A 14,398-nucleotide genomic window follows, 5' to 3' on the forward strand; every position below is an offset into this window, starting at 1 on the left:
CCCCCCGGCTTGGAATCTCTTACAGGGGATAAGTCTGCCTGATAAATATTAAAAAAAACCAGCCAACGCGCTGGCGATGGCTGGCTCTTTAATTTTCAGTCCTTCCGGAAGCTATGCCGCGGCGCGCGCTGCGCGGTCCATGCGCAGGGACTCCGCCAGCCGGAAGGCCAGCTCCAGCGACTGTGTTGCATTCAGGCGCGGGTCGCAATGGGTGTGATAGCGGCTCGACAGGTCGCTCTCGGTGATCGCCTGGGCCCCGCCGATGCACTCGGTCACGTCCTGGCCGGTCATCTCGAAGTGGACCCCGCCCGGGTGGGCGCCCTCGTCGCGGCAGACCTCGAAGAAGGAATTGACCTCAGACAGGATAGAATCGAACGGCCGTGTCTTGTAGCCGTTTTCCGCCTTGATCGTGTTGCCATGCATCGGGTCGCACGACCAGACGACCTTGCGGCCTTCCTTCTGGATACGCTGGACGAGGCGCGGCAGGCCTGCCTGCACTTTCCCGGCGCCGAAGCGGGCGATCAGCACGATGCGGCCAGCCTCGTTTTTCGGGTTCAGGATATCCAAGAGCTCCATCAGCTCGTCCGGCTCCAGAGTGGGGCCGCATTTGATGCCGATCGGGTTCTCGATACCGCGGGCAAATTCCACATGGGCGCCATCCGGCTGGCGGGTGCGGTCGCCGATCCAGATCATGTGCGCGGATGTGTCGTAATATTTCCCGCTGGTCGAATCGACGCGCGTCATCGCCTGTTCATAGCCGAGCAGCAGGCCCTCATGGGAGGTGAAGAATTCCACCTCCGACAGCGGCTTGGAATAATCCGACGTCACGCCACAAGCTTCCATGAAGGTCAGCGCATCGGAGATCTTGTCGGCGATCTCGTGATAATGCTCAGACTGCTGATTGCCCTGTACGAATTCCAGGTTCCACTTGTGCACGTTCCTGAGGTCGGCATAGCCGCCCTTGGCAAACGCGCGGATCAGGTTCAGCGTCGCCGCCGACTGGCCATAGGCTTTCAACAGGCGCTGCGGGTCGGGCACGCGCGCTTCCGGGGTAAAGTCCATCGCGTTGATATTGTCGCCGCGATAGGAGGGCAGGGTCACGCCATCGACCGTCTCGATGGGCGAGGAGCGCGGCTTGCCATACTGGCCGGCGATGCGGCCGACCTTGACCACCGGCATGGCGGCGCCATAGGTCAGCGCCACGGCCATCTGCAGCAGCACCCGGAACGTGTCGCGGATCTTGTTCGGGTGGAATTCCTTGAAGCTCTCGGCGCAATCGCCCCCCTGCAGAAGGAAAGCCCTGCCTTCGGACACGGCGGCAAGGCGCTGGCGCAGCGTGCGGCTCTCCCCGGCAAACACCAGCGGCGGATAGCTCGACAGCTCTTCCTCGACGGCGGCAAGCGCCGTCATGTCGGGGTAATCGTCCGGAATGTGTTTTGCCGGGCGCGCCCTCCAAGTGTCGGGTGCCCATTGTGCCTGTTCTCGTGCCATTTTATGTCTCAATCCAAGTAGGGCTTAACTCTTTATGCTAAGGCCCCCGACCAATCAACCGCCATGCGCCCATTAATACGGTAAAATCCGGCTCACGCGGGCGTCATGTGTCTTTCGTGCCCGTGTACTCTAGATATTGGCTCAGGAGTAAACATCCAGAGGGAAGCAAAATGAAAGCCAGATTTCTCACAACCGCAGCCGCAGGGACCGCGCTAGTCGCAGCCGGTATCGCTCACGCCCAGGACGAGGAAGTCACCATCGAAGCAACGGACCTTGGCGGCGGCATCTACATGCTGGTCGGCCAAGGCGGCAATATCGGTATCTCTGCCGGGCCGGACGGTGTCCTGATGATCGACGACCAGTTCGACCGCCTGTCGGAGAACATCCTCGCCAAGGTCGAGGAGATCACCGGTGGCCAGGAACTGAAATACGTCCTCAACACCCACTATCACGGCGACCATACCGGCGGGAACGAGGCAATGACTGCTGCCGGCGGCACCATCGTTGCCCATGCCAATGTCCGCGTGCGGCTGGCAAGTGGCGAGGAGCCGCGCTCCGACGAGGCCCTGCCGGTCATCACCCACGAGGACGGCATGACCTTCTTCTGGAACGATAACGAGATCCAGATTCACCATGTCCCGAGCGCCCATACCGACGGCGACTCCATGGTCTACATCCCGAACCTCAACATCATCCATACGGGCGACACGCTGTTCTCCGGCCGTTACCCCTATATCGACCTCGATGGCGGTGGCTCGGTCGATGGCTATATCGCCAACCTCGCCAATATCGTCGAAATGGCGGACGAAGACACGCAGATCATCCCCGGCCACGGCCCGCTCTCGACCGAGGCCGATGTGCTCGCCCTACACGATGTGCTGGTCGATGCCAAAGCCGCCGTTCAGGCGCTGGTCGATGAAGGCATGAGCGAGGACGAGATCGTGGCCGCCGACCCGCTGGCCGAGTGGAACGAGACTTATGCGTGGGGCTTCATCAATGGCGAGCGCATGACGCGCACGCTCGTGAAAGACCTAACGACGGAAATGTCCCATGAGGATATGGATCACAGCGACGCGGATCACGATCACTAAGTATCGTTGCCCTGCCTCTGGCGTTATGCGCCGATTGAGCATAAATCTGGGCCATGGCAGAGACACTGAAAATCGCCCTGGCCCAGATCGCCCCGACCGTCGGCGACCTTGACGGCAACAAGGCCCTGATCCGCGATGCCCGCAAACAGGCAGCGGAGGAGGGCGCCGACCTCGTCGTTTTCCCAGAACTCATCGTCTCCGGCTACCCGCCGGAGGACCTGGTGCTGAAGCCAGCTTATCAGCGCGCCTGCCGCGCCGCTGTCGAGGAATTGGCGAAAGATACCGACGATGGCGGCCCGGCCATGATCATCGGCTCGCCCTGGCCGCAGACCGAGCGCGGCGGCGGCAAGGCATGGAACGCCGCGGTGCTGTGCGATGAAGGTGTCATCCAGAACATCGTCTTCAAGACCAAGCTGCCCAATTACTCCGTGTTCGACGAGCCGCGCCGCTATCGCACCGGCGACAGCGTGACGGTGACGCCATGGCGCGGCATGAAGCTTGGCCTGATGATCTGCGAGGATATGTGGTATCCCGACGCGGCGCAGGAATTGAAAGCGCAGGGCGCGGAGATATTCATCGTCCCCCATGGCTCGCCCTTCCGCACCACGGCCCACGCCGAACGCCTGACGACGGCAGAGGCCCGCATGGAAGAGACCGGCCTGCCGCTGATTTTCGTCAACCAGGTCGGCGGGCAGGATGAACTCCTTTTCGACGGCTCTTCCTTTGCCGGCAACGCCCAGAACGACCGCGTGCAGGCGCCATGCTTCGAGACCGGCGTCTTCATGACCGGGTGGGAAAAGCAGGATGAAAAATGGACCTGTACGGACGGCCCGATGTTTGCCTGGCCCACCGGGCATGAGCTCACCTATCCCGCCCTCGTCATGGGTGTGCGCGATTACGTCAACAAGAACAAATTCCCGGGCGTCGTCATCGGCCTGTCCGGCGGTATCGACTCCGCGCTCACCGCCGCCATCGCCGTCGATGCGCTGGGGCCCGACCGCGTACGCTGCGTGATGATGCCGTCGCGCTACACGGCGGGCGACAGCCTGAGCGACGCGGAGAAATGTGCCGAGGCGCTGGGCGTCTCCTATGAATCCATCGCCATCGAACCCGCGGTGAAGGCCTTCGACGAGATGCTGGGCGAGACCTTCGCGGGCCGCGAACCCGACACGACGGAAGAAAACCTGCAATCGCGCATCCGCGGCGTCATCCTCATGGCGCTCTCCAACAAGTTCGGCCCGATGGTGCTGACGACCGGCAACAAGTCGGAAATGTCGGTCGGCTACGCCACCCTCTATGGCGACATGAATGGTGGCTATAATCCGCTCAAGGATGTTTACAAGACGGATGTCTTCGCGCTTGCCCGCTGGCGCAACAAGAAAGTGCCTAAGGGCTGCCTCGGACCGTCGGGCGAGGTGATCCCCGTCAACATCATCGACAAGCCGCCCTCGGCCGAACTGCGCGCCGACCAGCGCGACGACGACTCCCTGCCGCCCTATGAAATTCTCGACGCCATCCTCAATCGCCTTGTCGAGGAGGAAATGGCCGTGCGCGACATCATCGCCGAGGGCCATGACGAGGAAACCGTCCGCCGCATCCAGCACTTGTTATACGTCGCCGAATACAAGCGCCGCCAGTCACCCCCAGGCCCGAAGATCACCACACGGAATTTCGGCCGCGACCGGCGTTATCCAATCGTCAACGGGTTCAGGGACAGGTAGGCCCTCACCCGGAAAATGCTGACGCATTTTCCGACCTCTCCCAAAGGGAGAGGTGAAGTACGAACAATGAGCATCCGGCCTTATGTAGCAGAAGCACCAACAATATACCTGATTTGTGAGTCCGTGTTCTGATAATTTCGGCCTTATGGACAATGTTATTTCCGAGCTTCTGAAAGAGCGTGATGCGCTACGGGCACGCATCCGAGACCATGAGCGCAAGGCTTACGAAATGCGCCAGACATTGAAGTCTCTGGATGCGACCCTTATCCATCTTGGCCACACCGGCCCCGGCTTTGAAGACCCGGCCAAGCGCAAGCTGACTGATGGGCTGTTCTACTCAGGCGAGTTGCCCCGAATGCTGATGCGCGTCCTCAGGGCCAATCCTGACGGCCTGACGCTGCGCAAGATGACCGAACAAGTTTGCGCTGAAAAGGGCTGGGAACTGGATGACGCCCGCTTCTATGGTGCGGTGTCGAGCAAGGTCAGCCGTAATCTCGACAAGTACAAGAAACGTGGCCTTGTCGAACTATATGACGGGGCGTGGCGGCTCAGCGCTGCCAATACCCAGCCCAATCCCGGCTGATCGGAGCGGCGAGCGCATTGTGCAGGGCGCGGCGGGCCAGCTTGCCATTGCTCTCCCGGCGATGATCTTCCAGCCATGCAGCGTGGTTTGCGTACTGGTGCAGGTATTTCGGGCTGACGTGGTGATGCTGGCCCGAGACCATGCGGCGAAGGCGGGAGAAATAGCTCTCGGCAAAGTTGGTGTGCACGCCATTCACTGAATAAGCCTCGCTATGGTTGATGCGCTCCAGCGGGTAGAAGCCTTCCAGATTGTCCCAATGGGAAGCCTCGTCAGCATTGATCGTAACGCCGGTCAGGACGCGCTCACGGGCGAACTGGACGCCCTCGGCCTCGCGTTTGGCAACGGTCGTCAGGGTGCGGCCAAAGCGCTCACGGGCGACGATGACAACGCGGCGGTTGCCATTCTGGTAGGCGAGGCGGCGGCGGTCGCGGCGGTCTTCCTTGCGGTTCTCAGGGCGGATATGGCCGCCAAAATACGCGCCGTCGATTTCGCACTCGCTATCGATCTTGGCGTTGTCGATTTCGTCGGCCATGGCTTCGCGCAGTTTGTGTGCCAGAACGAAAGCCGTCTTGTACTGAACGTCCAGATCGCGGGAAAGCTGAACGGCAGAGACGCCCTTGGCGCTGTTTACGATGATGGCGATAGCGGCCAGCAGGTCGGTGAAGTCGAGTTTGCGGCTGGCGAAGATCGTGCCGGACGTGACCGAGAACTGTTTGTGACAGGCCTTGCACTTGAACTTGCGGCGGGTGGTGATCTTGTAGGCTTCGTCATGACCGCAAGCCGGGCAAACAGCCTCGCCGGCAGTCTCAGGCCAGCGAATTTCGCAGAACGTCTTGTAAGCCGCTTCCTCGCCAGCCTTGTAGATCTCTTTGATCGACAGGGTCCGGGATTTTGCTGAGAGTAAGAAATGCTGTGCCATTGTAACTATATCCGATGCCTATGCATCATATATGGTACGTTGACGTATCCCATACAAGGGCATATATATCGGAAATAGTACTTTTTCTATTATCGGAGATACATATGGATTGGGAAAAGCAGGCGTCCGGCATCCTCAAGGCCGAACTTAAGCGCCGGGGCGTTACCTATGCCCAGCTAGTAGACAAGCTGGCAGAGATAGGGGTGGAAGAAAAAGAGGCCAACATCCGAAATAAACTCTCGCGCGGAAAGTTTTCTGCTGCTTTCATGCTTCAATGTTTACAGGCGATAGGCGCAAACAGGATAGAAATAGTCTAGCGTTTTGGACCCTTGCCCTTATCGGTTTGGCGGTCATCCTTGCCATTGCTGTTCATTTCCAGCCGCCGTCTGAAAGCGTTAGCGGGTTAGATACCCCAAGCCACCAGAAAACCTCCTACGCAACAGCATACGCATCCCAATATGCCCAACAGGAGGCTGCGGCTGCGACCAATGAGGCCGAAGCCCAGCAAATTAAAAGCACCACCAACCCCAAAGCTTATGGAGTGAAGCCACTTACGCTCGCTGAGCGAGATTTGCTCGCGCAAGAGAGGATGGCCTACTGGACCATTTGGATTGCCGGATTTACCGGGTTTGGCTTGGTGCTTCTGTTTTTGACCCTTTCCGAAACAAGAGACCTGACGCGGATTACTCAAGACATTGGGGAGGCTCAAACAGAAGCATACCTCTCCGAGACGGGGTTTAGATTTCAGCTTGATCACAAAGATAGGCTGGGAGGTGGATTGTTCATTTATCTGGCTCAAACCTGGATGAACACCGGTTCCACACCGGCTTACAGTGTGAGAATACAGTACGATTTTATTCTGTTCATTGACGATAATGTAATCAAATCCCAGCACTGCAAATGGCCACCTGATCATACTAGATCCGGCTCGCTGATTACACAAAGCATCGACCCAAAGGCGTCTGCGTCCATTACTATTGGCGATCCGGCCCTGAACTATCTCAGACACATTGACGAGATTCTGCCCGGCAAAGCGCGAGTAGAAATAATCGTGACGGGCGGATACGACACTGCATTTCATCGACGAATAATGTTTCAAAAGCGATACATCGCGCACGTGGAGTCTGTCTCCACCAACCCCGATACCGGAAAGCAAGATATAAAGCTGAAGGTGGAGCAGGTGGACAATTAGCGAGCTAGTCACCTAGCACCCCCTCTGGGCGCTGGTGCTTTTGCTACATAAGGCCGTGAGCATCCCGCGACGCTCTACCTCTCCCTCCGGGTTCGGGTGAGGGGAAACTTATCCCCGCCCACAATACCTCCCTTATAACCATCCCCAAGCCCGGTGAGGACCGGGTGGAGGCGTTCTGTTCTGCCGTGACCTGCGGTGGGGGCAGGGCGTATCAGGGTGAGCCCTGAAAAATTGGGGTTGGGGCCCCAATTGTAGGGCGAACGGCGGCGCGCGTTCGGAGGACGATTGATTCACTGGATCAATCGTTTCCTCCTCACCGCATCGTCCGGCGGAGCGGTGTTCCGTATCTTGACAGTGCGGACGGGAGAGCTGGGTATCGGCCCCGCACCAGATCACCGCCGTGGGAGTGTGAGGCTACCTACACCTTATATATTTTATATGGAGCCGTAGCGCTCCCACGGGCCCCTCCGTGCCGCGCTGAAGCCCAAAGGGCGTAAGCGGGTGTCGCGCCGAAGCGTCAGCGTAGGCGGATCATCTTTCAGACGTTCGCACTCATTGAGTGGCGGCGATATTGGTGCAGTTTAGTCAGCCAATGCCTGTAAGGGTGAGGCCGATCTGAAAACGGGGTTGGGGCTCCGTTTAACCAAATTGGGCGCCGCCGCGAGGCGGTTTCATCCTTGACTAACCCTGATCCGGTGAAACACCAATCGCCTTCAAAGCCTTGCCTAACGCCGCGGTGTTGCGCACAAGGAGGCAGGTCGGGGAAGGAGCCGCCAATGCAGCAGTTTGCAGACTCTCTATGGCTTGCCGATGGTGGCACGGTCGAGGTTTTCGGCTTCGCCTATCCGACGCGCATGGCCGTGATCAGGCTAGCCGATGGCGGGGTGTTCATCTGGTCGCCTATCGAATTGACGGACGCTCTGCGCGAACAGGTCGAGGCACTGGGGCCGGTCCGCTACATCGTCGCGCCGAACACGCTGCATCATCTCTATCTGGGGGACTGGAAGGCGGCTTTTCCTGATGCCGAATTGATCGGCGCGCCGGGACTGCCGGAAAAACGAGACGACCTGACCTTTGATGACATCCTGTCCGATCAGCCGAATGCAGGCTGGGCGGGGGAGATCGACCAGTGCCCGATCATGGGCAACAAGATTACGACCGAAGTTGTCTTCTTCCATCGCTCAAGCGGCACGGTGCTGTTCACCGACCTGCTGCAGCAATATCCCAAGGGTTGGTTCTCCGGCTGGCGGGCTCTGGTCGCAAAACTCGACCTGATGATGGAACCGGAACCCTCCGTACCCAGAAAATTCCGCCTCGCCTTCACGGACAAGCCTGCTGCTCACGCATCGCTCGAAAAAGTCCTGAACTGGCCCGCCGAAAAAATCGTCATGGCCCATGGCACGCCGGTCGTGCAGGATGCTCGGGGCTATCTGCGCCGTGCCTTTGCCTGGCTGTTCTGAACGCAGTCAGGATTGACAGAAGCTCGCTTGACCCGTTCTCCCCGCCTTGTACTGTAACCGGTAACAAGAACACCAGGGTGGATAACATGTCGTCATCGGTTTCACGAATTGCCATAAGTGTTTGCGCCGCAGGCGCAGCGCTCCTCCTCGTTTCGCCTGCCATGGCTCAGCGTGATGAGGCGACAACATACCAGCCCGACGAAGCCTCCCTGTCGCGCCACAGCGAAGTGCCCGAATGGTTCCGCGATGCCAAGCTCGGCATCTATGTGCATTGGGGGGTCTACTCCGTGCCGGCCGATCGCGACGAGTGGTATCCGCGCTGGATGCATTTCCGCGAGTATGCCTCGAGGCCAGAGATCGAAGCGGTCTACCAGCGCCATGTGGAGCGCTACGGCCCGCCGGAGGAGTTCGGCTATCACGACTTCGTCCCGATGTTCACGGCGGAGAATTTCGATGCGGATGAATGGGCCGATCTGTTCGTCGCCGCTGGCGCGAAATTCGCCGGCCTCGTCGCCGAGCATCACGACGGCTTTGCCATGTGGGACAGCGCGGTGACGCCGTGGAATGCAGCGGACAAGGGGCCTGAGCGCGATGTCGTGGGCGAGCTGTACGAGGCCTATCGCGAGCGTGGGCTGAAGGTCATGGGCTCGTTCCACCATGCCCGCAACCTGCAGCGCTACAGCGACCTGACGGCGGAGGAATCCAACGCGCTGCTGGCCGGTGAGGATCGCTGGATCTTCAGCGACAGTCATTATCCGTGGATACCCGGCCAGCCGCCGACATCGGACGACCCGGAGCTGCGCCTGCTGTATGGCAATGTGCCGGAGAGTGAATGGCTGGAGGAGATCTGGTATGCCAAGTTGACCGAGTTCATCGACAGCTATCACCCTGACCTGATCTATTTCGACTCATGGCTCGACACGATCCCGCAATCCTATCGCGATCGTTTCGCCGCATACTATTTCAATGCGGCGCGGGAACGCGGTCAGGACGTGATGGTCACCCACAAGCAGGAAGACCTGCCGCTGACATGGTCGGTGGAGGATTTCGAAAAGGGACGGATGGACCGCCTGACCGATCAGGTCTGGATGACGGACGATACGATCTCCGATGGCAGCTGGTGCTACACGGAGGATCTGGGCGTCAAGCCGCTGACCCGCGTGCTGCACGACTTCATCGACAGCGTCTCCAAGAACGGCCAGTTGCTGCTCAATGTATCGCCGATGGCCGACGGCACGATCCCGGACAACCAGCGCGCCGTGCTGAATGATCTTGGACACTGGATGGATCGCAATGGCGAGGCAATCTATGAGACGCGGCCATGGCGTGTCTATGGCGAGGGGCCGACGAAACTCTCCGGCAGCGGCCATTTTCTCGATGCAGTCTCCTACACGGCCGGGGATATCCGCTTCACAACGAAGGGCAGCGACACACTGTATGTCATCGCGCTGGGCGAGCCGGACGGCGACACGCTGACGGTTAAGTCCCTGGCAAGCGACCTGACGCTTTACGAGGACGAGATTGCTTCGATCAGCCTCGTCGGTGGGGGTGAGGTTAATGGCTGGGAGCGCGGGACGGAAGGGCTCGTCATACCGGTCGGCGATGACGCACGCGGCCAGCCGGCACTCGTCTGGAAAATCGTCAGGGCTGTGCCAGAGGAATAAGTCTGGCAGGAGCTATTCCCGGCGCAGGATCTTTTCCGTCAGCAGGCTGCCCAGTGCCGTCGGCTGGAAGCTTTCCTGCACCGCTTCCTTGTCGTAATCGCTCTCGACCCAGGCAAGGAAATGCTCACGGGTTGGCTCGACGCCCTCAGCTTCTGCAACAGCTTTGTAGATATCAAAGAAATGGTCGATCACGCCGGTCTTGCCTTCCTTCACATGGCCGTATTTGAACGACAGCTGTTCCAGCGCCTCATCCAGCGGGCGGCGCTCATGCAGGAAGAGATAGAGGGCGGAACCGATGCCAGCCCGGTCGGCGCCGGACTTGCAGTGCAGGATCGCCGGATACTCGATCGTCTCGAACAATTCGTTCAGTCCAAGGATGAAATCCTTTGGGGGTGCCTCCCGCGACCAGGCGCGGTGGTTGATCAGGGTCAGGCCCAGCTGCTCGCAGGCCTCTTCCTCCAGCCAGTAGAAGCCGGACTGTGGCACCGAGTTACGCAGGCCACGGAGGTTGATCACCGTCTTCACACCCATGTCGCGCCACTCTTTCAGGCGGGCAGGGGAGGGTTGGTAGGTGCGCCAGACCTTGTCGGAAATCTTGTGGCTGTTGTCGTAAATCTTGCGCAGGAAGCCATGGTCGCCGAGGAACAGGTTGCGCCATGCGCGTTTCCTGCCCTCGGGCGTGGCAAATTCCTCGCGGGTCATCGGCCCGGCCATGGCGGCTCCTTTTTTGGACGGCGGTCTAGAATTTGCCGTCGCCATCCGGGTCGAGGAATCTGTGCATGTGCACGATGAAATAGCGCATGTGGGCATTGTCCACGGTTTGCTGCGCCTTTCCGCGCCAGGCTTTTTCAGCCAGCGCATAGTTCGGATAGATGCCGACGATGTCGAGCTCGTCGATATTCTTGAACCGGGCTTCGGCCGGGTTCTCCAGTTCGCCGCCAAAAACGAGGTGCAGGAGTTGCGGTTCCTTGTCGCTCATCAGGGTGCCTCTTTCTAAGTGATCAGTTGCTGCCGCTCGTGAAATCCGGCGGCAGGTGCGCCAGGCGCTTGAGCACATGCTCGTATAACGCCGGGGCCGCGCACACAAGACTTCTCTGGCGCGGGTCGGGCTTGTTGTAGGTGAATTTCTCGCCGAGATGGTCGCTGACGATGGCCCCGGCCTCCTCTGCGATCAGTGCGCCCGGGGCGGCGTCCCAGTCGGCCTTGCGGGCGAGCGCCAAGGTCGCGTCGAACTCGCCCTTGGCGACGAGGGCCATGCGATAGTTCGTCGAGTTCCTCTGGTCGATACGCATTTGGGGCCAGTCTTCCGGCCAGCCGGGGTGGCGGAACATGTGCTCGGCCCCCAGCATGGCGCAGTCCTCGACTACCGCGTGCCCGCTGGCGCCAATGGGGGCACCGTTCAGGGTCGCGCCTGCGCCGCGCTCGGCCTCGAAGAACTCCCGTGTTGCGGGGTTGAAGACGGCGGCGGCAATGGCATCGCCTTCCTCGATCAGGGCGGCGCAGATGGTGAAATGCGGGCGGCCTTTCAGGAAGGCGCGGGTGCCGTCTATCGGGTCGATCACCCAGGTGCGCGGCGCGTCGAGGCGGCCATGCTCCTCGGTGCTCTCCTCCGACAGCCAGCCATAGCCGCCGTCATGGCGGTCGATCAGATGGGCTTTCAGGATGCGGTTGGCGGCGAGGTCGGCCTCGGAAATCGGGCTGGAGTCTGCCTTGGTCCAGGCATCGATACTGCCGCCGAACAAGGCAAGCACGGCGGCGCCCGCCTCGCGCACGGCCTCTCGCATCGCCTGCCGGTCTGCGGCAAGCCCGGGAAAGCGCTCCGCCATCGCGTTAGTTGCCTGCGATGGTCATGCGCTCGATGCGCAGGGTGGGGGCGTTCTTGGCGCCCTTGAACTCCAGGTCGCTGGCCGGGGTCAGGTTCGCAAACATCTCCAACAGGTTCCCGGCGATGGTGATCTCCGAAACCGGATAGGCGATCTCGCCCTTTTCGATCCAGAAGCCGGAACAGCCAACTGAATAGTCGCCGGTGTTGGAATTGACCTGCGGCCCGAACATGTCGGTCAGGTACAGGCCCTCGCCGGTGTCGCGGATCAGTTCATCGACGCTCATCGTGCCGGGCTCCATCCACATATTCGTGGAGCCAGAGCCGGGAGGACCGCCAGTGCCGCGCGTCGCCCGGCCATTGGTTTCAAGGCCCAGCTGGCGCGCCTGAGAGGAGTTGAGCATCCAGGTCGTCAGCACGCCCTTGTCAATCACGGTCAGGCGCTCATTGACGACGCCTTCGCCATCGAAATGGCTGGAGCCGAAACCGCGCTTGACCAGCGGGTCGTCGATGATGGTGATCGACTCGGGGAAGATCTGCTCGTCCATCTTGGTCTTCAGGAAGCTGACGCCGCGGGCGATAGATGCGCCATTGATCGCTGTGGCGAGTTTTCCGATCAGTGACTTGGCGAGGCGCTGTTCGAAGATCACCGGGGCCTGACGGCTCGACAGGCGCTGCGGGTTCAGGCGCCTGACCGCCCGTTCCCCGGCGCGGGTGCCGACGGAGCCTGCATCGCGCAATGCTTCCAGATGGGTTGCGCTGTCATAGTCATAGTCGCGCTCCATGCCGAGACCTTCACCGGCGAGGACCGAAACCGAGACGGAGTGGCTGCCACCGGCTGACGCGCCGAAAAAGCCGTGGCTTGTCGCGAACCACGATGTGCCGGAACCGAAGCCCGCATCGGCGCCGCCGGAATTGGTCACGCCATCCACGGCGCGGGCCGCTTCCTCGCAGGCGAGGGCGCGTTCCTTCAGTTGCTCGGTCGTCGGCTCGACGCCGTCGAACAGGTCGAGATCGGCAAAGGGGGCTTTCGCCAGCCGGTCTTCCGGGGCAAGCCCGCAATAGGGGTCTTCCGGCGCTGCCTTTGCCATGGAAACGCAGCGCTCTGCCGTCTCCTTCAGGGATTCCGGCGTGAAATCTGTGGTCGAGACACTCGCCTGCCGCTTGCCATAGATGACCCGCAGGCCAAGGTCGCGGCTCTCAGACCGCTCGACATCCTCGACCTCGCCGAGGCGGACGGAAACGGCATTCGAGACGCTTTCATACATCAGGGCGTCGGCGGCATCGGCACCGGCCTTCATCGCATCCTCGATGAGCAGGCCAAGCGCGTCTTCAGGGGAAATCTTTGTCATGGCAACCGAGATAGGCTGGAACCGCCCGCCGTGCAACAGCGCTCGACTGGCGAGAAGACTGCCTTACATTGATCGCGGTCACAAGGATTGGGCATAAGAGAGGTATCATGCGTATTTTCGGGTCGGCCATCATCTCGATGGCCTGTGTCTGTATGACTGGACTTGCCAGTGTCGCTGCACAGGAAGCACAGGGCATGTCGGCCGATCAGAACGGTGTCGACAGCGGGGACTGGGACATCCAGGCCGGGGCGATCGCGATCGCTGGCAATGATTATCCCGGTGCTGACGCCATCCAGGGGATGGTAGTGCCCTATTTCGATGTAAGCTGGCGGGATAGATATTTTATCGACCCAATCCGCGGTATCGGTGTCCAGTGGGGTGGTGGGCGAGACGTTCCATACTCCCTTCAGGCAGGGATTGCGTGGGATTTCGGTCGCGATGAGGATGACAGCGCTGCCCTGCGCGGACTCGGCGATCTGGATGGTGGCCCTGCCTTACGCATCGCCGGCGATTATCGACTTGGTTACATATCTCTCGGTGCGACGCTGATGCAGTCCCTCGGCGGTGATACCGGCACGGAATTGGTGCTTAACGCTGGCACGCGCCTGCCAGCTGGAGAACGCCTGACGATTATTCCGTCCGTCAGGGCTACCATCGGCAATGACGAGCGGCACGATGCATTCTTCGGTGTTATGCCGGATCAGGCGGCGGCAAGCATCTACACGCCCTACGATCCCGATGGCGGGGTCACCTCCTATGGTGTCCAGCTCGTCGGTTTCTATGACATCACCGACCGGCTGTTTGCGACCGGCATCATCGCCAGTGATACACTGACAGGTGATGCTGCCGATAGCCCCATCGTGGAGCGGGAAGACCAGCTATTCATCGCCCTGGGTCTGGTACGAAAATTCTAGTTGCAGCCTTTTTCGAGCGTGACTTAATGAGCGATTGACTCAACCCCGCCAGCGCCTATTCTCCCGCCTGAGCCCGGTGATTCCGCCGGGCTTCGCGTTTGGCGGGAGAGCCCGGCCGTTACGACTGGCCGGCACCGAAGGAGCAACCGCCCCGGAAACTCTCAGGTACAAGGGACCGCCGACGCGACA

Annotated in this window: 14 protein-coding genes and 1 riboswitch; of the genes, 8 read left to right on the forward strand and 6 right to left on the reverse strand. The window is 60.5% G+C overall.

The features are described from left to right. Window positions 1-111 precede the first annotated feature (111 nt). Window positions 112-1,491, reverse strand: a complete 1,380-nt coding sequence (locus tag FF098_RS01960; RefSeq protein WP_155136635.1) for a class II 3-deoxy-7-phosphoheptulonate synthase — start codon at window positions 1,489-1,491, stop codon at window positions 112-114. Between the two features lie 170 nt (window positions 1,492-1,661). Between FF098_RS01960 and FF098_RS01965 the strand changes: the two genes are divergently transcribed. The 3 genes from FF098_RS01965 to FF098_RS01975 all read left to right on the forward strand — a co-directional run bounded on the left by FF098_RS01965 (window position 1,662) and on the right by FF098_RS01975 (window position 4,886). Then, window positions 1,662-2,582, forward strand: a complete 921-nt coding sequence (locus FF098_RS01965; RefSeq protein ID WP_155136638.1) for an MBL fold metallo-hydrolase — start codon at window positions 1,662-1,664, stop codon at window positions 2,580-2,582. Between the two features lie 53 nt (window positions 2,583-2,635). Continuing rightward, window positions 2,636-4,303 (forward strand): NAD+ synthase, encoded by a 1,668-nt coding sequence (locus tag FF098_RS01970; RefSeq protein ID WP_155136641.1) that lies wholly within the window; start codon window positions 2,636-2,638, stop codon window positions 4,301-4,303. 145 nt (window positions 4,304-4,448) lie between these two features. After that, a complete protein-coding gene (locus FF098_RS01975; protein ID WP_155136646.1) occupies window positions 4,449-4,886 on the forward strand; it encodes a hypothetical protein in 438 nt (145 codons plus the stop codon). Here the strand turns inward: FF098_RS01975 and FF098_RS01980 are convergent. After that, window positions 4,852-5,805, reverse strand: coding sequence for an IS1595 family transposase (locus tag FF098_RS01980; protein ID WP_155136649.1), 954 nt, complete (start codon window positions 5,803-5,805; stop codon window positions 4,852-4,854). The two genes, FF098_RS01975 and FF098_RS01980, sit on opposite strands and share 35 nt — an antisense overlap. Before the next feature lie 104 nt (window positions 5,806-5,909). Here FF098_RS01980 and FF098_RS01985 point away from each other — a divergent pair, with 104 nt between their 5' ends. From FF098_RS01985 to FF098_RS02000, 4 genes are all read left to right on the forward strand, one after another. Next, on the forward strand, window positions 5,910-6,122 hold the full coding sequence (locus FF098_RS01985; RefSeq protein ID WP_155136652.1) for a DUF6471 domain-containing protein: 213 nt from the start codon (window positions 5,910-5,912) through the stop codon (window positions 6,120-6,122). Further along, window positions 6,080-6,997: a hypothetical protein gene (locus tag FF098_RS01990; protein ID WP_155136655.1), complete on the forward strand. Its 918-nt coding sequence runs from the start codon at window positions 6,080-6,082 to the stop codon at window positions 6,995-6,997. The genes FF098_RS01985 and FF098_RS01990 overlap by 43 nt, the downstream gene beginning before the upstream one ends. A gap of 776 nt (window positions 6,998-7,773) precedes the next feature. After that, a complete protein-coding gene (locus FF098_RS01995; RefSeq protein WP_155136659.1) occupies window positions 7,774-8,457 on the forward strand; it encodes a DUF4336 domain-containing protein in 684 nt (227 codons plus the stop codon). Window positions 8,458-8,543: 86 nt separating this feature from the next. Then, window positions 8,544-10,121, forward strand: a complete 1,578-nt coding sequence (locus tag FF098_RS02000; protein ID WP_205967336.1) for an alpha-L-fucosidase — start codon at window positions 8,544-8,546, stop codon at window positions 10,119-10,121. Between the two features lie 12 nt (window positions 10,122-10,133). On the opposite strand, the gene FF098_RS02005 is transcribed toward FF098_RS02000, so the two are convergent. Genes FF098_RS02005 through FF098_RS02020 form a run of 4 tightly spaced genes read right to left on the reverse strand, consistent with a single transcriptional unit; the run spans window position 10,134 to window position 13,295 of the window. Further along, window positions 10,134-10,835 (reverse strand): protein tyrosine phosphatase family protein, encoded by a 702-nt coding sequence (locus FF098_RS02005; protein ID WP_205967337.1) that lies wholly within the window; start codon window positions 10,833-10,835, stop codon window positions 10,134-10,136. Between the two features lie 25 nt (window positions 10,836-10,860). Continuing rightward, complete coding sequence (locus FF098_RS02010; RefSeq protein WP_155136661.1) at window positions 10,861-11,100, reverse strand: DUF4170 domain-containing protein; 240 nt, start codon at window positions 11,098-11,100, stop codon at window positions 10,861-10,863. A gap of 22 nt (window positions 11,101-11,122) precedes the next feature. Then, the gene (locus FF098_RS02015; RefSeq protein ID WP_155136664.1) at window positions 11,123-11,947 is read right to left on the reverse strand and encodes a 3'(2'),5'-bisphosphate nucleotidase CysQ; all 825 of its coding nucleotides are present in this window, start codon (window positions 11,945-11,947) and stop codon (window positions 11,123-11,125) included. Window positions 11,948-11,951: 4 nt separating this feature from the next. Beyond that, window positions 11,952-13,295: a TldD/PmbA family protein gene (locus FF098_RS02020; protein WP_155136667.1), complete on the reverse strand. Its 1,344-nt coding sequence runs from the start codon at window positions 13,293-13,295 to the stop codon at window positions 11,952-11,954. Between the two features lie 107 nt (window positions 13,296-13,402). Here FF098_RS02020 and FF098_RS02025 point away from each other — a divergent pair, with 107 nt between their 5' ends. Then, window positions 13,403-14,209 carry a MipA/OmpV family protein gene (locus FF098_RS02025; protein WP_155136670.1) on the forward strand — a complete coding sequence of 269 codons (807 nt, stop codon included), beginning with the start codon at window positions 13,403-13,405 and terminating at the stop codon, window positions 14,207-14,209. 92 nt (window positions 14,210-14,301) lie between these two features. Continuing rightward, a riboswitch (glycine riboswitch) is annotated at window positions 14,302-14,397 on the forward strand. Window position 14,398: the final 1 nt, after the last annotated feature.

The organism is Aquisalinus luteolus, from assembly GCF_009712425.2.
Lineage (GTDB): Bacteria > Pseudomonadota > Alphaproteobacteria > Caulobacterales > Parvularculaceae > Aquisalinus > Aquisalinus luteolus.